Raw genomic sequence first — 19,540 nt, 5'->3', positions numbered from 1 at the left:
TCATATACTCGCTGCATGACCGCCCACGCGAAGACCCCTCTGTCCCTGCTGGTCGGGCTGTCCACGACGCTCCGGCAGCCCGTTCTCGACGCGATGCTGGACGCGACCACAGTGGCCGTGGTGGTCGATCAGGACGACCTCGCCGGCCGCGGCGTACTGAACTGGCGCGTGCTCGACGCAGCCGGTCCGATCGACGCCGGTGAGTTCACCGTCGGCGACGACTGCGGCGCCTGCCAGCTGATCGAGTCCCTGATGCCCCTCCTGGAGACGCTGGCCGCACGCGAGCACTGGAACCACATCGTCCTGTCCGCTCCTCCTGCGATGGAGGCACGACCACTGGCGTCAACGCTGGTCGCACTGCTGCCGGAAATCACCGTCGACACGATCACCTGCGTGGTCGACGCCGTACTGCTGGTGGAACAACTGTCCGGCGACGAACTGCTCGACGAACGCGGTCTGGCACTCGGCCTGCCGGACAGGCGCAACGTGGCCGAGTTGACCGCTCGCCAGATCGAGTACGCCGATGTCTGCGTGCTGGCCAACGCGCACCGCAGCAAGGCTCCGGAGCGGCTGCACAATCTGCTGCTGCACCTGAACCCGCGAACCACAGTGGTCGCGGCGGACCCAGGCGGCGTACCGGACGGGCCGGTTGCACGGACCGGGCTGTTCAACTTCGCAGCGGCCGAGGCGTGGGCCGGTGACCTGGCTGCGTCCGATCGGGTACAGCCGAGCGGTGAGGGCGTGACGACGGTGCTCTGGCGGTCTACGCGACCGCTGCACCCAGCGCGGTTGAACGAAGCACTTGAGGACATCGTCGACAACGTCGTACGGAGCAGAGGCGTGGTGTGGTTGGCGAACCGGCCTACGCAGCGCGTGCGCTGGGAGTCTGCGGGCTACAGCGCTTCGCTCGGCACACTGGGCGAGTGGTCGGACACTGAGCACCTGGCTGAGTGCACAGTGGTCGCCACTGGGATGGGGCTCGACCCGGCTCGACTGCAGTCGATCCTGGACGCGTGTCTGCTCACCGAGTCAGAGCTGGCCAGTCTGGACTGGAAGGAGCTCGACGACCCGTTCGCTGGAGTGCTACCCCAGTAGCGGCAGCCGATCGGCGTACTGGCCGAGCATGTCGAGGTCTGCGTCGTCGAGTGCGAGCCGACCAGTCCCCTTCAGGACGTACGTCGTGGTGTCCCACTCGATCACGTCCCACGCCTCTGGTCCGAACAGGCCGTCTAGCGTGCGTGCAGTCAGGCGCAGGGCCTCCGGGTCGGGCTCTGGCGCGTCTGGGAGGTTGAGCGTCAGGTCGAGGTGGTGAACGGTCGCCTCCAACACCAGCGTGGCAACGAAGTCCCGCACCTCCAGGACATGCCCCTGCGTCTCGACACGGCCCTCAGCAAGCGCAGCAGCCCGTACGGCGGCCTCCGACACCTCACGCCAGTGCTGCACCAGCACCCCGGGCTTCCGGTACGCCGCTGCGACGCCGCGCACGAATCCCGTGTCCTCGTCCGAACCCGGTGGGAAGTCACGCCAGTAGCTGACGAAGTCCCGGTCCGCATCGGCTGCGGCTGGGCTCGCGAGAGCGATCAGGGCGCGCTGCGCGTCGTACAGGAGATGCACCAGCAGCGGACCGACCGGCATCCCTGAGCATCTGGTCTCGCGGGCGAAGTCAGCAGTTGTCAGGCCCTGCACGGTCTCGGTGATCCGCCCATAGGCTCGCTCCAGCGTGCCCGCCACGCCCCGCGGCAAAGCACCTCGCTCCGGTGCTCTCATCCGGCCTCCTCGGTGTCGCTCCTTCCGACGTCAACCGCAGGAGGCCGCCGTGTGTTCCTAGCCCCGGGCAATCCGGAGGTGCTCGACTGCGGCGGCCTCCAGGTGGCTGAGGTCGGAGGAGACCGTGGCGAAGGTGAAGCCCTGGTCCAGCCGCCGCCTGGCGTTCTCACCATCGGGCGTGTGCATGCCGACGGCCAGTCCGGCTTCGGTCGCGGTCTTGATGATCACTGCGATCGCCTCCTCGAGCCGACCGGCGGTCTCGGGGTCGCCCGGGTAGCGGGCACCGAGAGACAACGCGAGGTCGGACGGACCGACGTACAGGCCGTCCAGTCCGGGCGTAGCGCAGATCTCGGCGACGTTCTCCAAGGCCTCCGCGGTCTCGATCATCGCGATGACCACAGTGAGCTTGTTGTTCTCGGCCGAGACCGGATGCACCCGCAGCTCGGCGCGCATCGGCCCGAAGGAGCGCCGGCCCAACGGCGGGTACTTCACCGCACGCACCGCACGCGCGACGTCTTCGGCCGTGTCGATCAGCGGGATGATCACCCCGATCGCCCCGGCATCGAGCGCCCGCCCGATCGGCGTCGGGTCGTTGGCCTCCACCCGGACCAGCCCCGCGGCCCCACGCCCGGCATCGATCGCCAGCAGCCCGTGCACCATGCCCTCGTAGCCGAACAGACCGTGCTGCGCGTCCAGCACCACGTAGTCATAGTCCAGCCGAGCGATCCGCTCCGTAGCGGGCGGCGCATCCAGCGTCACCCAGTACCCGACCAGTTGCTCACGATTCCGAAGACGCTCTGCGAAGGTCACGCCGTACAGCTTAGACAGGCGGTACGCCGTGTCGCTTGGTGGAGAAGTGGCGGTCTTTGGACTGGGCGGCGGCGAGGCGGGCGATCAGGTCGTTGCGGAGGTCCTCCGGCTCGACGATCGCGTCGATCACCAGGTCGGCGGCCAGGCGCAGGATGTCGATGTCGGTCTCGTACTCCTCGCGGAGCTTGGAGACGTACTCGACGCGCTCGGTGTCGTCGGTGATCTCCTGGATCTTGTTGTAGTACACGGCGTTGATCGCCGCCTCCGGACCCATCACCGCGATCTTCGCGGTCGGCAGCGCGATACACGCGTCCGGCGAGAACCCCGGACCGCACATCGCGTACAGACCGGCGCCGTACGCCTTGCGCACGATCACCGAGACGGTCGGGACGGTCGCCTCCGACACCGCGGTGATCATCTTCGCGCCGTGCCGGATGATGCCGGCCCGCTCGACCTCGCTGCCGATCATGAAGCCCGGTACGTCGCACAGGTAGATCAGCGGGATGTTGAACGCGTCGCAGAGCCAGATGAACCGGGCCGCCTTGTCGGCCGAGTCGACGAACAGCACGCCGCCCTTGACCGCCGGCTGGTTCGCGACGAACCCGACGACCTGACCCTCGAGCAGCCCGAACCCGACGACCAGCTCCGGCGCGTACGCGGGCTTGATCTCGAAGAACGTGTCCGCGTCGATGATCGCGTCGATCACGTCGTGGATGTCGAACCCGACGCTCTCCTCCACCGGCACCAGGTCGCGGGTGAAATCACGGCCCGCGGGCGAGGCGTCGTACGACGGGGGCCTGACCCGCCACGAACTGGGGAGGTAGGAGAAGTACTGCTTGGCGAGCTCGATCGCCTCGGTGTCGTCGGACGCGAGCAGGTCACCGCAGCCGGAGACGCTGGTGTGCATCCGGGCGCCGCCCATCTCCTCCAGCGTCACCTTCTCGCCGACGACCATCTCGGCCATCCGCGGTGAACCCAGGTACATCGAGGCGTTGCCGTCGACCATGATCACGAGATCGCAGAAGGCCGGGATGTACGCGCCACCGGCCGCCGACGGACCGAACAGGCAGCAGATCTGCGGCACCTTGCCGGACAGCGCGACCTGGTTGTGGAAGATCCGGCCCGCGCCGCGACGGCCCGGGAACAGCTGCACCTGGTCGGTGATCCGGGCGCCGGCCGAGTCGATCAGCCAGAAGATCGGCAGCTCGTCGCGCAGCGCGACCTCGGTGATCCGGACGATCTTCTCGACCGTCCGGGCACCCCACGACCCCGCCTTGACGGTCGGGTCGTTCGCGACGATCAACGCCGGCCGGCCGTCGACCAGTGCGCGGCCGGTGACCACGCCGTCGGCCGGCAGGCCGGGGTTCAGCGCGTTCGCCAGCTGCGCCTCCTCGACGAAGCTGCCCTCGTCGACGAGCAGGGCGATCCGGTCGCGGACGTAGAGCTTGTTCTGCGAGTCGAGCTTGGCCTTCGCCTTCTCCGGCGGTGCCAGCGTCGCCTCGCGGGCGACCTTGAACTCTGTCCAGTGATCCCGGGTCATTGGGCCTCCTGACCTGGACTGAGGAGTGAAGGGAGCGAAGTGACTGGAGCGACGAGGGAAGGGCTGGAGTTGAAGCCCAATGACCGCCGCGCGGAGCGTGGCATCAGCAGAGTCATTGGGCCATCATTCCACTGGGAGGCCGAGGCCTCGGGCGATCAGCATCCGCTGCACTTCCGACGTACCTTCGCCGATCTCGAGGATCTTGGCGTCACGGTAGAAGCGGGTGACCGGGTACTCCTCCATGAAGCCGTAGCCGCCGAAGACCTGGGTCGCGATCCGCGTCGCGGTCACGGCGGACTCGCTCGCGTACAGCTTCGCGACCGAGGCGGCCTGCTTGAACTCCTGCACCGAAGCCCCGGCGTCCTTCAACGCGGCCGCCCGGTAGACGAGCAGCTCGGCCGCGTCCGCCATCACCTTCAGGTCGGCGATCTGGAACGCGACCCCCTGCTTCCGGCCGATCGGACCCCCGAACGTCTGCCGCTCACCGGCGTACTGGACGGACATGTCCAGACAGGCGCGGATGCAGCCGAGCGCGACCGCGGCGATGGCCACCCGGCCGTCGTCCAGCGTCGCGAGGAACTGCCCGAAGCCCTTACCGCGCTCACCCAGCAGGTTCGCCTCCGGCACCCGGACGCCGGTCAGCGCCAGCGGGTGGGTGTCGCTCGCGTGCCAGCCGAGCTTGTCGTACGCCGGTTCCGCGACGAATCCCGGCGTACCGGTCGGGACGATGATCGTGGAGATCTCCGGCTTGCCGTTCTCCCGGGTCCCCGTCCGCGCGCTCACCGTCACGCACGAGGTGATCGAGGAGCCCGAGTTCGTGATGAACTGCTTCGAGCCGTCGATCACCCACTCGCCGTTCTCGAGGACCGCCCGCGTGCGAGTCGCACCGGCGTCCGACCCCGCGTCCGCCTCGGTCAGCCCGAACCCGGCCAGCCGCTCCCCCGCGACCAGCGCCGGCAGCCACTCCTGCTTCTGCTCCTCGGTCCCGAACGTCAGGATCGGGTTGATCCCGAGCCCGACCCCCGCCTCGAGCGTGATCCCCATCGACTGGTCGACCCGGGAGATCTCCTCGATCGCCACACACAGGCTGGTGAAGTCGCCACCAGAACCGCCGTACTCCTCCGGAGCGGTCAGCCCGAACAGCCCGAGCTTGCCCATCTTCTGCACGACCTCCACCGGGAAGTAGTGCTTGCGATCCCACTCCGCCGCGTACGGCGCGATCTCCGCCTCCGCGAAGTCGCGCACACTGCGCCGGAACTCGCGGTGCTCCTCGGACAGCTCGAACATGCCAACTCCCTCTGTGCTTGACGCTTACGTAAACGTAAAGCACAGTGGGCCAGGTGCACAATATCCAGGTGCCTGCCGACACATGGACGATCGCCGAACTCGCCGCCGAGTACGCCGTCACTCTGCGCACGATCCGCTTCTACGAGGACCGGGGCCTCCTCACCCCCGAGCGCCGCGGCACCGTCCGCGTCTACCACCCCCGCGACCGAGTCCGCCTGGGCCTCATCCTCCGCGGCAAACGCCTGGGCTTCTCCCTCGACGAGATCGCCACCATCGTCGACATGTACGACGCCGAACCCGGCGAAGAAGGCCAGCTCGAATACCTCCTGGCCCAGATCACCACCCGCCGGGCCGACCTGGAACAACGCCGCCAAGACCTGGAACAAACCCTCGCCGACCTAGCCGAAGTAGAAGCCCGCTGCCAAGCCGACCTAAAAGCCCTCCGCACCCGCCAGGGTCTACCGACGGCCTGATAGTGATCGGCGCGACCGAACGCGCACGCGACCGCCGCCGCTGAGTGGAAAGACGTCGTCACCCGGGCACCGCTCTGACCGATTATCGGGCGTAGGCCCTTCCCGCGCCGGTTCACGGATGATTCCTGCCGGTATTTGGCAGTAGAACTCCGTGGATCTGTGGCTGGTCGGGGTTTGTGGGTGTTTGCGGGGATCTACTGCCGGTGAGAGGCAGCAGACCCCCGCAAAGCGGTTCGCGTACCCCCGATTCGCGCCGCACCGGACAGGCCGGACACGTAGCCGGTGGTTGGCCGCCGCGGCGGCCGATTTGCTGAAGCGCTAGGCGGGCGTGGTCTGTGGCTGAGGGGGATGGACAGGCCGGTGACCGCGTGCCCGTTGCTTGAGCTTCCGGGCTTCGGTTGCGGTCCCGGAAAACGAGGGGATCTCCCCGCAAGTTGCTGGTTCTCCCCTCAAATTTTGAGCAGAGAAGGGTCAACTTGAACGGATATCCAGCCAAATTTCCGCAGGCCAGGCAGGCGAGGCAGGCGACCCGAACCGCAGTGGCCAACCACTGCGGCGGGTCACCTGACAGGCCTCCTCATCGTCGGGAGCAACCACCGCCCGGAAGCTCACGCAACCGCAACCGCGGTCACCGACCGCACCATCCCCCTCAGCCGAAGACCACCCCAGCCACCCGTCTCAGTAAAACCGGCCGCAGCGGCGACCAGCCACCGCCCACGCCACCGGCCGAATCCGAGCGGCCGGACGGGACGAGCACATCCGGGAAGGAGGGGTTCCTGCCCAGGCAAAGCCCTCAGCCACCGCGGCCGATCACCCGCCGCGATCCCGCTCCCCAAAAGCGGCTCAGGCAAGAGCAGCCCGCCAAATCGCACCAAGCTCCCACCGCCGAAATGTTCCACCTAGCGCGCGGGACTCATCTAAGGCTGAGCATCCCGGCTTGCTCGGCGGTGGCGCGGTCGGTGTCGAAGGCTTCGAGGTGTACGGCGAGGTGCTCCGAGGCCTCGGCGTGGAGGCGGCGGATCACCCATGGGTCGCCGGGAGAGGCGAAGGTCAAGATGGCATCGGTGCGGGAGCTGTAGAGGTTCCGCGCGGAGTAGTCGGCCGCCAGCAGGCGAGCCTCCGGGGCCGGCGGATCATCGGCTTGCGGAACTGTCGGCGCGCCGTACCGGTCGACCCACCCGAAGCGCTCCGGGTTGTAGTGCGACCGGCCGTACGCCGCTCCTATTCGACGTCCGGGCGGCCGCGTGGGTGGCGGGCGCGTCTGGTGTCGACATTGGCGGTCAGGGTCCTGAGGATGCCGGGTAGGCCTGCCACCGTTTCGGCGGGCAGGCCGGTCACGGTTTCCTCCGCCAGATCGCACCACAACCGCTTGACCTGGTCGGCTAGCGCCTTGCCGCTGTCGGTGAGTTCGACGATGCTGGCGCGCTTGTCGGAGGGCGCGGGCTTGCGGCGGATGTGACCCGACGCTTCGAGCTTTCGGGTCATGAGCGTGACGCTGGGCGGCTCGCAGCCGAGCGCCTCGCTGAGCTGGGCCTGGATCATCGGACCCGTCCGGGCGAGTTCGAGCAGAAGCGCCTCTTGGCCGGGATGCAGGCCGAGCGGAGCCAGCAACGCCGCGGCCCGGGCCCGGTGGCGCAGGCTCAGCAGGCGGATGGCCTGGTTGACAGCGTCGGCGTGCTCGAAGTCCACGGAGCTCTCCTTGACAAAATTGGTTATGCGCATAACGTTATCCGCATAACCAATTCTACACAGCATCCAGGGAGCCGGACATGACCGTGAAGGTCGCAGTCATCTACTACAGCGCGACAGGCACTGTGCACGCACTCGCGCAGGCCGTCGCCGAAGGCGCCACCTCGGCGGGCGCCGAGGTACGGCTGCGGAGGGTCGCCGAGTTGGCGCCTGACAGTGCGATTGCCGAGAACCCGCAGTGGCAGCGGCACACCGCCGCTGCCACTGCGATCGGCCTGGCCTCGATTGACGACCTGGCGTGGGCCGACGCGTTCGCGTTCGGAACGCCGACCCGGTTCGGCGCGCCGGCCGCGCAGCTCAAGCAGTTCATCGACCAGACAGGCGGGCTGTGGCGGGAAGGCAAACTGGCCGACAAGCCGGTGACGGCCTTTACCTCGGCGTTCAACCGGCACGGCGGCAGCGAGGCCACGATCTTGTCGCTGGGCAACGTCTTCTACCACTGGGGCGCGCTGATCGTCCCACCCGGATACACCGATCCGGCCGTGTACGCCGCCGGCGGCAACCCCTACGGGACGTCATTCGTGACCGGCCCGACCGGAGACGGCCCGGACGGCCCGGCGCTGGAGGCGGCCAGGTACCAGGGACGGCGACTGGCCCAGATCACCATCCGGCTGCGGGCCGGCAGCCGGATCACCGGTGTCGCCGCGGGCGTTGACAACGCCCACAGCACCCGGTCCCCAAAAGCCTCGCAGACCGCGTGAGCGCGCGGCCGGTTCGCAAGGAGGACGCCATGCCAAGCGCCGACACCGCCAGGCTGCACACCGGGCCTGCCTGGTTGGTCCTGTCGTTGGCATGTGCCTGCCAGTTCATGGTGATCCTGGACGCGGCCATCGTCAACGTCGCCCTGCCCACGGTCCAGCGGGACCTCGGCTTTTCATCCACCGGCCTGGCCTGGGTGGTGAACGGTTACCTACTGACCTTTGCCGGTTTCATGCTGCTGGGTGGCCGCGCCGCCGACCTCTTCGGACATCGGCGGATGCTGGTCGCTGGGCTGTTCTTGTTCTCCGCTTCGAGTCTGATTGCCGGCCTGGCGACCGCTCCTGAGGTCCTGGTGGCGGCCCGCGTCGCGCAGGGCATCGGAGCCGCCATGATGGCCCCGGCGACACTTGCCGTGATCAACACCTGCTTCACCGGCGAACACGAGCGTGTCCGGGCGTTCGGCGCCTGGTCTGCCGCAGGCGGTGTGGGCGGGATGGCCGGCGCGGTCGCGGGCGGCGCCCTCACAACCGGTCTGTCATGGCGGTGGGTTTTCCTGATCAACGTACCGATCGGCGCAGTGCTGATCACAGTAGCCCTGATGTCGCTGGCAGCCACCCGAACCAGGCGGCGGGAATCGCTCGACCTCCTTGGCGCGGTCACGGGGACGGTGGGACTGGCCGCGCTGATCTTCGGGGTCGTGCAAAGCGCCGATCATGGCTGGGTGTCCGTGCAGGTCGTCGGGCCGGCCTTGGCAGGTCTGCTCCTGCTCGTTCTTTTCACCGTGGTGGAGGCGCGTTTCGCCGCCCAGCCCATGATGCCGCTGCGGCTGTTCAGGATCCGGGGAGTAGCCGTCGGCAACGTCATGCTGCTGCTGTTCGGAGGCATCACCATCGCGATGTGGTACTTCACTTCACTGTTCCTGCAGGACGTTCTCGGCTATAGCGCGCTCCGCACCGGCCTCGGGCAGACACCCGCAGCGGTGACGTTCATGGCGATCGCGCGATTGTCCGCCGCTCTGCTGCCGCGAACCGGTGTACGCCCGCTGGTGCTGGCCGGCTGCGGCTGTTTCCTGACCGGTTTCGGCTGGCTCTCCCAGGCCCACGCCGACAGCGGCTACGTCACCAGCGTGCTCGGGCCAACGCTGCTCATCGCGGTCGGCATCGGGCTGACCTTCCCGACCCTCATGGCCGCGGCTACCGCCGACGTTCCCGAGAGCGACGCGGGGATCATCGGCGGCCTGGCCGGCACCGCCAGTCAGGTAGGCGCGTCGGTTGGCCTGGCTGTGCTCGCGACGGCCGCCAGCACCAGAGCCGCGAGGGCAGCCGCCGGGAGTTCGCCCGCCGGCGCCCTCGCCGCCGGCTACGACCTGGTCTTCCTCGTGGCGGGCGGACTCGGCCTGGCCATCGCGGTGGTCAGCGCGCTGCTACCGCGACCCCAGCGCGGCTGAGTGCTGCGGCTGACACTTCTTGCCGATTAAGCGGCGGCTAGACGGTGGCGTGGGTTCGGCGGAGGGCGGCTTCGTAGCGGGTTAGGGCGAGGCGGGCCAGGCGGGGATCTGCGCCTAAGGGAGCGGTGACTCGGTGGGGGCCGGCCTGTTTGTGGAGGCGGTCGGCGAAGGCGCCGGGGGCTAGGAGGTAGGTGGCTATGGCTAGGCGGCCGGGGGTGGTGGCCAGGGCTGCGGGGAGGCGGCGGCCTCGGCCGGAGAGGTAGGCGACTGTTACGGGGCGGTGGATGCGGGCTTGGAGGAGGGTGGCGGTGCGTTCGCAGTCGGTTTGGGCTCGGGGGTCGGTGGAGCCGGCGGCGGCGAGGATTACGTGGTCGGTGCGGGAGAGGTCGCCTAGGCGGTCTTCGAGGATGTCGGCGATGAGGGGGTGCGGGCCCAGGGCTGGGGCAGCGGTCAGGCCGGGGTGGCGCGCTACTTGGCGAGCTATGTCTACGTGGACGTGGTAGCCGCTGGAGAGGAGCAACGGGACCAGCACTGCGTCGGTGGTGTCGGTCATGACTCGGTCCACGAGGCCTGGCATGGCTGGTACGTCGACGTCCACGAACCCCAGCGACATCGGGAGCTCAGGACGCAGCTGCGCCATCTGCCGGACGATGTCGTGCACGACACGGATACCCCGAGGATCCGCAGTCCCGTGCGCCACTGCGATCAGGTCTGCGGTCATGAGGCCCCCTTTCTGGACTGAGGAGCGGAGGGAGCGCAGCGACTGGAGTGACGAGGGAAGAAAGGGAACCAGGCCTCAGGACCCGCCGCGCGGAGCGTGGCATTCAATAGAGTCATGACGGCACCGCCGCTGTTTCGACGGCCAGGCGGTAGCCACGTCGTACGACGGTTCGCACCAGCTCCGGTCGGCCCACTGCAGTGCGCAGGCGGTTGACCGTGACCTCAACCGCGTGCACGTCCTCAGCACCCGGCAGTACGGCGAGCAGGTCGGGGCGCGAGACCACATCACCACCAGCTGCCACCAGCGCGGCCAACACCGCACGGGGTCCCGGTCCGAGCGGCAGCACGATCCCATCCAGTACGGCGGCGCCGCCGCGGATCACGAGTTGGCCGAACTCGGTCTCGATGGAGCGAGCGTTGTCGTCCGTGAGCCGGTCCGTGACGATGCGGATCAGAGCGCCCAGGCGGAACCGGTCCGGCACCAGTGGTTCGAGACCCAGGTTGTTGAACGGTCCAGCCGTGATGGGACCAACACAGGCATTCAGCACCCGCCCAGTCCGCAGTGCCGCGACCAGAGCGTCGTACTGGCCGTTCAACGCGGCCGCATCCAGCATCGCCTGCGCACCGGGCGCCGACGTGTGGACCACAGCATCGACTGCACCTGTGCAGACCTGTCCAATCACGCGCTCGACCATCGCCGGATCCGGCGCGGGCCCCCACCGATAAACCTCGAGCCCACGCACCGACGCACCAGCTCCACGCAGCGCGTCCATCAGCGACGGGTCCGACAGCCCGTGCAGCTGTACGACGATCTTGCGCCCACTGACGCCCTGCGCCCGCAACCACTCGACTACCTCGGCCGTGGTCTCGGACCGCGCCGACCAATGCTCGACCAATCCGGCGGCCCGGATCGCTCCCCGCGCCTTCGGGCCGCGCGCCAGAATCCGCGCCTGCTCCAACGTCACCAACAGATCCGCAGCGAGCCCAGCGGTATCCGCCGCCTCGATCCACCCGCGGAAACCGACCGCAGTGGTCACCACCACGTCATCCGGCGGATTCGCGATCACCCGACGGGTCGCCTCGATCAGAGCGTGGTCATCGGCGACCGGGACGATCTGCAGCGTCGGTGCGTGCAGCACCTTCGCGCCCCGGCGTTCGAACGACGCGATCAGGTCGTCTGCCCGCCGGTGCGCGGTTACTGCGATCGTGCAGCCGCTGAGCGGACCTGGCCTGCTGTTAGCCGTCACCGTTCTCCCCCACCCGAACCGTCCCGTCGACGATCTCGACCGGGTAGACCGGCAGCGACACCGCCGGGTCGTCCAGACACTCGCCGGTGCGCAGATCGAAGACCTGCTTGAACATCGGCGACGCCACCGTCGGTACGTCGCCCCTGCTGCCGACGATCCCGCGCGACATCACGTTGGCCCCGCTGAACGGGTCCTGGTTGCCGATGGCGAACACCGTCCCGTCGTGCAGCCGGAACAGCGCGATCTGCACCTCCCCGGCCAGTGCGGCGACACCACGCTCAGGCATCAGTACGTCGTACCGGCAGAGCACCGTCGATTCCAGAGCCGTCAGACTCATCGCCGTACCTCCAATCGGGGACCGGCGAGCAGCACCGGCTCCAGCTGTCCCCGCTCGGCCGGTGTGGCCGGGCGAGGCTGGTTGCGCTCGACCACGTAGCGCAGGTCGGCGTCCGGTTGATCCGGTGCGTTCACGAACGACACGAACCGGGCCAGCTTCGCCGGGTCGTCCAGAGTGGCCCGCCACTCGTCGACGTACGAATCGACGTGTGAGGCCATCGCAGCGTCCAGATCGGCAGCGATACCAAGGCTGTCGTTCAGTACGACGTCGCGCACATGCTCGAGGCCGCCTTCGATCTCACGGATCCACACCGACGTCCGCTGCAACCGGTCCCCCGTCCGCACGTAGTACATGAGGAAGCGGTCGATCGCCTGTACCAGCTCGTCATCCGACAGGTCGGACGCGAGCAGCTCGGCGTGCCGGGGCGTCATGCCGCCGTTGCCACCGACGTACAGGTTCCAGCCCTGCTCTGTCGCGATGATGCCGACGTCCTTGCCGCGCGCCTCGGCGCACTCCCGTGCACACCCGGATACCCCGAGCTTGAGCTTGTGCGGCGACCGCAGCCCGCGGTAGCGCAGTTCCAGCGCAATGGCCATGCCGACCGAGTCCTGCACGCCGTACCGGCACCAGGTGGATCCGACACACGACTTCACCGTCCGCAGCGCCTTGCCGTACGCATGGCCCGATTCGAAGCCCGCATCGACCAGCCGCTTCCAGATAGCCGGCAGCTGCTCGATCCGTGCGCCGAACAGGTCGACTCGCTGCCCACCGGTGATCTTGGTGTACAGACCGAAGTCCCGCGCGACCTCACCGATGGTGATCAGTCCCTCTGGCGTGATCTCGCCACCAGGGACGCGTGGGACGACGGAGTACGTGCCGTCCTTCTGCATGTTCGCCATGACGTGGTCATTCGTGTCCTGCAGCGCTGCCCGGTCGCGGTCGAGCACATGGCCGGCTGGGTCCACACTGGCCAGGACCGAAGCCACTACCGGCTTGCAGATGTCACAGCCGCGCCCGACACCGTGACGCTCGACAATCTCGCTGAACGTGCGCAGACCGGTCACCCGGACCACATCGAACAGCTCAGCGCGCGACAATGCGAAGTGCTCGCACAGCGCCTTGCTGACCTCGACACCGGCCTTGGCCAGCTCGCTGTTCACCAGGGTCTTGACGATCGGCAGACACGAGCCACAGCTCGTCCCAGCCCTGGTGCGGCCGCACACCGACTTCACATCGCCGCAGCCATCGTCCCGCACCGTGCACCGGATCGTCCCAGCAGACACGTTGTTGCACGAGCAGACCGGTGCGTCGTCCGGCAGCTCCAACTGAGCCGGTACGGCGCCCTCGGGCAGCAGGAAGCTGGCCGGATCAGCACCCAGCTCCCGGCCGACCATGGGCCGCAACCCCGAGTACGCCGAGGCGTCGCCGACCAGAATGCCGCCCAGCAACGTGCGAGCGTCGTCCGACAGCACCAGCTTCTTGTACACACCGGCCACCGGATCGGCGTACACGATGTCCAACGCGCCCTCGGTAGTGCCGAACGCGTCCCCGAAGCTGGCCACATCGACCCCGAGCAGCTTCAGCTTGGTCGACGTGTCGGCCCCAGGGAATGTCGCCGAGCCGCCCAGCAGGCGGTCCGCGACGATCTCGGCCATAGTGTTGCCCGGGGCAACCAACCCCCAGACGCGGCCCTCGATACAGGCGACCTCGCCGATCGCCCAGACGCCGGACACCGACGTCCGGCAGCCCTCGTCAACCACGACTCCGCCGCGCTCACCGATCTCCAGACCGGCAGCGCGCGCCAGCTCGTCCCGCGGCCGCACACCGGTCGCAAAGACGACCACATCGGCCGGCAGGTCCGGCCCCTCGGCCACCGCCATCGCCCGCGCCGCCCCCTGCGGCGTGAGCTTCACCCGAGTCGTCGCCGACGCTGTCTGCACGGAGACGTCCAGCCCTCGGATCAGCCGCGCAAGCGCCGACCCACCGCCTTCGTCAACCTGCAAAGGCATCAGCCGCGGCGCGAACTCGACCACCGTCGTCGCCGCACCGAGCGCCCGCAGCGCACCGGCGGCCTCTAGCCCCAGCAGGCCACCACCAACGACCACACCGGTGACCTGGTCCCGCTCACTCTTCAGACGCTCGACATAGACCCGCAGCGCGGCCACATCGTCGATGGTGCGGTACACAAAGCAGCCCTGTGCGTCGCTGTTCTTCACCGGCGGCACAAACGCCGATGAGCCGGTCGCCAACACCAGTTCGTCGTACGCGATCAATTCACCGCGCGCAGTCGTCACCGTCTTGTCAGCAACGTCGATGGCGGTCACCTGCACGCCCTTGCGCAGTACGACGGCCGGGTCCTCCCAGAGCGACGGATCGCCCAGCGCGAGGTCCTGTGGGTCACGTCCGGAGAAGTAGCTCGTCAGAGCGACCCGGTCGTACGGCAGACGCGGCTCCTCGGCCAGCACGGTGATGCGCCACCGGATGTCGGTGTCCCGCGCCCGCAGCGCCTCCACCAGCCGGTGCGCGACCATGCCGCCACCCACCACCACAACGTGCCGGGCCTTGCTCAGCTCTGTCATCGTCGCCCTCCTGGCCGGAACTGGTTTGGTCTCGCCACGGCGGAACCGGTCAAGCAGGTCACCGACGGCACCGGTGCAACTACCGCACCCAGTGGTCGCCCGTGTGGTGGCGGCGATGCCGGCGACACTGTCGGCACCTCCACGCCAGGCCGCTTCGATCGCAGCCCTAGTCACTCCGTTGCACCGACAAACGGCCACTGCCTTCCGAGCCGGTACGGCGGGCTCCGTGAGCAGCCCCTCCGCCACTACCGGCGTACCGCGGTCAGCCAGCAGCACCAGCTCCGCAGCAACCTCCGGCGCACCCACTGCGACCGCCGACCGCACCACGCCATCCCGCAGTACGGCGCGCACCGACCGACCGCCGTCATCGAGCCGAACCTCTTCGCCGGGCTCACTCTGATCCCCCAGCACGAGCACATCGAGCCCACCGGCAGTCAGCCGCACCACGTCGACTCCCAGCGGCACCGGGACCCCACCGGTCAGCCCCGCAGCCAGACTCTCCGCCTGTGCCCACGCCGAACCGACAGTCCCAGTGCGGCGGCCATCGATCTCCGCGCAGTCGCCAATCGCGTGCACTCGCGAGTCATCCGGACTAGTGAGCGTCTGGTCGACCACGATCCCGGCCCGGACCGTCAGCCCGGCAGCCAGCTCAGTCCGCGGTTTCACTCCGCACGCAACCACCAGCAGCTCGCCGAACACCGGCTGGCCGTTATGCAACCGCACTGCCCGGAAGGCGCCGTTCCGCAGCTCCAAACCGTCCAGCTCTGCGCCGAGCAACACCTCGACGCCCAACTGCCGGACTGCCCGGGTCACTCGCCGCGCAGCAGCACGGTGAATCACGTTGTCCAGCAGGTCTTCACCGTCGTGCACCAACGTCACCGCGACCCCGCGCTCGCGCAGCGCACAGGCAGTCTCCACACCCAGCACTCCGCCGCCGAGCACGACCACTCGCCGTACGAGACCGGCCGCATCGACCAGCGACCGCGCATCGCCAGCAGTCCGCAGCACCTGGACCCCAGCCGCAGGCTCTACCGGCATGACCGGCGCAGCTCCGGTCGCAAACACCAGCCGGTCGTACGGCCACTCAACGCCAGCGGAGTCCGTCACCACTCGCCGCGTCCGGTCCACCGCGACCGCAGTCGCCACCGACTCGCTACCCAGCACCAGACCAGCCCGGCCGGCGACGTACTCGGTCAGCCGACTCCGGTTGTACGACGCCTCGTCGCCCAGCACAGTCACGTCGTACGACGGCAGTAGCGCCTCGAGCCGTCGTCCGGCCATCCCACCGCCGATGATGACCACCTTCACGCGGACACCCCCGCCACCGGGAGCGCAGCCGCGCTCAGCGAGACCGCACAGGCCTTGAACTCCGGCATCCGCGACACCGGGTCGAGTACGTCGTTGGTCAGCTCGTTCACCGCGCCCGCACCGCCGTAGTGGAACGGTACGAAGACCGTGTCCGGCCGTACGTCGGTCGTCACCCGCGCCGCGAGCACCATCGATCCACGGGCAGTCTGCAACCGCACCGGCCGACCATCGGCGATCCCCAGCTGCGCAGCGACGCGCGGGTGGATCTCCGCGAACACCTCTGGTTCCGCCTCGGCCAACTCCGGCACGCGCCGCGTCTGCGCACCACTCTGGTAGTGCTGCAGCAAACGCCCAGTCACCAGGTACATCGGCGCTGCGCCGTTCAGATCGTCAGCCACCGGACGGTGGTCGACCGCAACGACATGCGCCCGGCCATCCGGCGTACCGAAGCGGTCTGCGAACAGTCGCGGCGTTCCGGGGTGATCCACCGCAGGCACCGGCCAGAACAGCTCCTCGTTGTCCAGGCGCTCCCAGGTGATCCCGGAGTAGTCCGCCTTGCCACCTGCGCTGGCCAGCCGTAGCTCCTCGAACACCTCCTCCGGATCGGTCGAGAACGCCGCCGTACACCCAAGGCGTGCTGCCAGGCCGGCGAAGACATGCAGGTCGCTGCGCACCTCACCAGGTGGTGCAACAGCTGCCCGGCGCCTCAGTACCCGGCCTTCGAGGGACGTCATCGTGCCGTCCTCCTCAGCCCACTGCGTGACCGGGAAGACCACGTCCGCCAGCAGAGCAGTCTCAGACGGTACGACGTCTGCCACGACCAGCAAGTCCAGCGCAGCAAGGCGTTCGCGCACTGATGCGAGGTTCGGAGCGGACACCAGCAGATTGCTCCCGTGGACGAGCATCGCGCGCGGGCCGCCCGCCGTACCAAGGGAGTTGATCAGCTCGACCGCGCTCTTTCCCGGCCCCGGCAGGTCAGCCGGGTCCACGCCCCACACCGCGGCGACATGGGCGCGGGCGGCCGGATCCGCGATGCTGCGGTAGCCGGGAAGCTGGTCAGCTTTCTGACCGTGCTCACGACCGCCCTGCCCGTTTCCCTGCCCGGTGATGCAGCCATAGCCGCTACCGAGGCGCCCCGGCAGTCCGAGCGCCAGTGCAAGGTTGATGCAGGCAGTCACGGTGTCAGTGCCTTTGCTGTGCTGCTCTGCACCACGCCCGGTCAAGATGAACGCTCCGGCACCACCGTGGACCGGAGCAGCGGCCGCCAACACCCGGGCGGCCTGTCTGATCGTTGCCGCCGGTACGCCGGTCACTCGCTCCGCACGCTCGGGCCACCACGATGCTGTGGATCGGTAGAGCGCATCCGCGTCGTCTACCCGCTCTGCCAGGTAGCTGCTGTCCGCAAGCCCTTCCTGCAGCACCACATGCGTGAGAGCCAGCACCAGCGCCAGATCGGTACCAGGAGTCGCCTGCAGGTGCAGCGCGCCCGGCAGGGCCGCAGTTGCCGAACGACGTGGGTCAACGACCAGCAGTCCCCCAGCAGACGGTAGGTGTGCGACCGCAGGCGGCATGGTGTCGGCGATGTTGCTCCCCACCAGCAGTACGGCGTCCGCGCCGTCCAGATCCGCCAAGGGAAACGGCAGACCGCGGTCGATGCCGAAGGCCCGATTCGTGGCCGCTGCGGCGGACGACATACAGAATCGGCCGTTGTAGTCGACGTTCGCCGTCCGCAAGGCCACTCGGGCGAACTTGCCTAGTGCATAAGCCTTCTCGTTGGTCAGTCCGCCACCACCGAAGACCGCCACCACATCATGACCGTGTGAAGCCTGCAGCGACCGGATGCGGTCGGCAACAAAGTCCAGAGCGAAGTCCCAGCTCACCGGGACCAGCTCACCCGCCGCGTCCCGCACCAGTGGCGTGGTCAACCGGTCCGGCACAGTCAGTACCTCTGCGGCCGTCCAGCCCTTCCGGCACAGCCCACCCGCACCGCGCGGCCGCACCTCCACCGCACCCGGCCGGTCGACCGGGTGCAGCGTGGTGGCGCACTGCAGGGCGCAGTACGGGCAGTGGGTAGGGACTGCAGTCACACGCGTTCCTGGCTGAGCGGGCCACCCGGACGCAGGTAGCAGTAGTACGTGACGGCCAGACAGACCACATAGAACCCGCAGAACACGTAGAGCGCCGGAATCAGCGAGCCATAGCTACTCGTCGACATCGCGAACCCACGCGGTACCAGGAAGCCGCCGTACGCGCCGATCGCCGAAGCGATGCCGATGCAGGCCGCCGCCTCACGCCGTGCGCGCCCCGGATCGCCCGGCGTGGTCAACCGGAACACCGCAGGGATCATCCGGTACGTCGACCCGTTCGCGGCACCGCTTGCGACGAACAGGAACAGGAAGCTGACCAGGAACCCGGTGAAGCTGCCCGCGTTCAGCGCGACGATCGCGGCCAGAATGCCCAGCCCCATCACGACGAACGCGAACACCGTCACCTTGGCGCCACCGATCAGGTCGGCCAGCTTGCCGCCGAACGGCCGCGCGATCGAGCCGACCAGCGCTCCGAGGAACGCGATGTGAGCCACGGTGATCGACGGGAAGGTCGTCTTGATCAGCAGCGGGAACGCCGCCGAGAAGCCGATGAACGAGCCGAAGGTGCCGATGTAGAGGAACGAGATGATCCACGTGTGCGGGCGCTTGGCCGCGGTGATCGACGCCCGGAACGACGAGGTCGCGACGGACAGGTTCGACATCACCCGCCAGGCCAGGAAGGCCGCGAGCAGGATGAACGGCAGCCAAAGCAAGCCGGCCCGGTTCAGCGTCAGGCCGGCGCCGATCGTGATCGCCACCGGCACCAGGAGCTGGACGACCGCGACTCCGAGGTTGCCGCCGGCCGCGTTGATGCCGAGCGCGAAGCCCTTCTCCTTCTCCGGGTAGAAGAACGAGATGTTGGTCATGCTGCTCGCGAAGTTGCCGCCACCGACGCCCGCGGTCGCCGCGACCAGTGCCATCAGCCAGAACGGCGTCTCCGGCCGGCTGATGAAGAACGCCAGCCCGCCGGTCGGGATCAGCAACAGCAGCGCGGAGACGATCGTCCAGTTCCGGCCGCCGAATCGCGGTACGGCGAAGGTGTAGGGCAGCCGGAGCGTCGCGCCGACCAGGCTCGGCAGGGCGACCAGCCAGAACAACTGGTCGGTGCTGTAGCCGAACCCGGCCTTCGGCATCGACACCACGACGATGCTCCACAGCTGCCAGACCGAGAAGCCGAGGAACTCGGCGAAGATCGACGGCCACAGGTTGCGCCGGGCCACCGCGCGCCCCTTGGACGCCCAGAACGTCGCGTCCTCCGGATCCCACACGTCGATCCAGCGTCCGCGCCGTGGCGACTCGACCGTGCCCACTGTGCCGGCTTGGTCGCTGGGAGCAACGACCTCCGGTCCTGCCTCGAGCGTCATCGTGCGTCTCCTGTCGTCCGACCTCACTGATTAGGCCAGGACGCTATGACCGGGGTGTTTCCACGTGGTCATCTCGTTGTTACGCCGCCGAAACGGCTCCCGCACACCTGTCGCTGACTGGTGAGA

Annotated in this window: 16 protein-coding genes; 4 read left to right on the top strand and 12 right to left on the bottom strand. The window is 68.5% G+C overall.

The window, feature by feature from the left end; genetic code table 11:
- The first annotated feature begins 15 nt into the window (after positions 1–15).
- Complete coding sequence (locus OG474_RS25205; protein ID WP_405056029.1) at positions 16–1,095, top strand: CobW family GTP-binding protein; 1,080 nt, start codon at positions 16–18, stop codon at positions 1,093–1,095.
- Here the strand turns inward: OG474_RS25205 and OG474_RS25200 are convergent.
- From OG474_RS25200 to OG474_RS25185, 4 genes are all read right to left on the bottom strand, one after another.
- A complete protein-coding gene (locus OG474_RS25200; RefSeq protein WP_405056028.1) occupies positions 1,084–1,767 on the bottom strand; it encodes a maleylpyruvate isomerase N-terminal domain-containing protein in 684 nt (227 codons plus the stop codon). The genes OG474_RS25205 and OG474_RS25200 overlap by 12 nt on opposite strands.
- A 57-nt stretch (positions 1,768–1,824) precedes the next feature.
- Positions 1,825–2,577: an HpcH/HpaI aldolase/citrate lyase family protein gene (locus OG474_RS25195; RefSeq protein ID WP_405056027.1), complete on the bottom strand. Its 753-nt coding sequence runs from the start codon at positions 2,575–2,577 to the stop codon at positions 1,825–1,827.
- 10 nt (positions 2,578–2,587) lie between these two features.
- Positions 2,588–4,117, bottom strand: coding sequence for an acyl-CoA carboxylase subunit beta (locus OG474_RS25190; protein WP_405056026.1), 1,530 nt, complete (start codon positions 4,115–4,117; stop codon positions 2,588–2,590).
- A gap of 123 nt (positions 4,118–4,240) precedes the next feature.
- Positions 4,241–5,404, bottom strand: a complete 1,164-nt coding sequence (locus OG474_RS25185) for an acyl-CoA dehydrogenase family protein (protein WP_405056025.1) — start codon at positions 5,402–5,404, stop codon at positions 4,241–4,243.
- A 68-nt stretch (positions 5,405–5,472) separates the two neighbouring features.
- Between OG474_RS25185 and OG474_RS25180 the strand changes: the two genes are divergently transcribed.
- Positions 5,473–5,877 (top strand): MerR family DNA-binding transcriptional regulator, encoded by a 405-nt coding sequence (locus tag OG474_RS25180; RefSeq protein WP_405056024.1) that lies wholly within the window; start codon positions 5,473–5,475, stop codon positions 5,875–5,877.
- Between the two features lie 913 nt (positions 5,878–6,790).
- On the opposite strand, the gene OG474_RS25175 is transcribed toward OG474_RS25180, so the two are convergent.
- Complete coding sequence (locus tag OG474_RS25175; protein WP_405056023.1) at positions 6,791–6,931, bottom strand: hypothetical protein; 141 nt, start codon at positions 6,929–6,931, stop codon at positions 6,791–6,793.
- 167 nt (positions 6,932–7,098) lie between these two features.
- Positions 7,099–7,566 (bottom strand): MarR family winged helix-turn-helix transcriptional regulator, encoded by a 468-nt coding sequence (locus tag OG474_RS25170; protein ID WP_405056022.1) that lies wholly within the window; start codon positions 7,564–7,566, stop codon positions 7,099–7,101.
- 80 nt (positions 7,567–7,646) lie between these two features.
- Between OG474_RS25170 and wrbA the strand changes: the two genes are divergently transcribed.
- Together wrbA and OG474_RS25160 are read left to right on the top strand one after the other, a co-directional pair.
- Positions 7,647–8,327 carry an NAD(P)H:quinone oxidoreductase gene (gene wrbA / locus OG474_RS25165; protein ID WP_405056020.1) on the top strand — a complete coding sequence of 227 codons (681 nt, stop codon included), beginning with the start codon at positions 7,647–7,649 and terminating at the stop codon, positions 8,325–8,327.
- Between the two features lie 29 nt (positions 8,328–8,356).
- Positions 8,357–9,772, top strand: coding sequence for an MFS transporter (locus OG474_RS25160; RefSeq protein WP_405056019.1), 1,416 nt, complete (start codon positions 8,357–8,359; stop codon positions 9,770–9,772).
- A 37-nt stretch (positions 9,773–9,809) separates the two neighbouring features.
- Here the strand turns inward: OG474_RS25160 and OG474_RS25155 are convergent, their stop codons facing one another.
- The 6 genes from OG474_RS25155 to OG474_RS25130 all read right to left on the bottom strand — a co-directional run bounded on the left by OG474_RS25155 (position 9,810) and on the right by OG474_RS25130 (position 19,414).
- Complete coding sequence (locus OG474_RS25155) at positions 9,810–10,493, bottom strand: sirohydrochlorin chelatase (RefSeq protein ID WP_405056018.1); 684 nt, start codon at positions 10,491–10,493, stop codon at positions 9,810–9,812.
- A 112-nt stretch (positions 10,494–10,605) separates the two neighbouring features.
- Positions 10,606–11,739, bottom strand: a complete 1,134-nt coding sequence (locus OG474_RS25150; protein WP_405056017.1) for a uroporphyrinogen-III synthase — start codon at positions 11,737–11,739, stop codon at positions 10,606–10,608.
- Complete coding sequence (gene nirD, locus OG474_RS25145; RefSeq protein WP_405056016.1) at positions 11,729–12,076, bottom strand: nitrite reductase small subunit NirD; 348 nt, start codon at positions 12,074–12,076, stop codon at positions 11,729–11,731. Before nirD ends, OG474_RS25150 begins: the two co-directional genes overlap by 11 nt.
- Complete coding sequence (gene nirB / locus OG474_RS25140; protein WP_405056015.1) at positions 12,073–15,963, bottom strand: nitrite reductase large subunit NirB; 3,891 nt, start codon at positions 15,961–15,963, stop codon at positions 12,073–12,075. Before nirB ends, nirD begins: the two co-directional genes overlap by 4 nt.
- Positions 15,960–18,050, bottom strand: a complete 2,091-nt coding sequence (locus OG474_RS25135; protein WP_405056014.1) for a molybdopterin oxidoreductase family protein — start codon at positions 18,048–18,050, stop codon at positions 15,960–15,962. The genes nirB and OG474_RS25135 overlap by 4 nt, the downstream gene beginning before the upstream one ends.
- Complete coding sequence (locus tag OG474_RS25130) at positions 18,047–19,414, bottom strand: MFS transporter (RefSeq protein WP_405056013.1); 1,368 nt, start codon at positions 19,412–19,414, stop codon at positions 18,047–18,049. Before OG474_RS25130 ends, OG474_RS25135 begins: the two co-directional genes overlap by 4 nt.
- Between the last annotated feature and the right edge of the window lie 126 nt (positions 19,415–19,540).

Source organism: Kribbella sp. NBC_01505 (assembly GCF_045040285.1).
GTDB lineage: Bacteria > Actinomycetota > Actinomycetes > Propionibacteriales > Kribbellaceae > Kribbella.
Note: the sequence above shows the minus strand (reverse complement) of the source record. Positions and strands in the feature narration are given on the sequence as shown.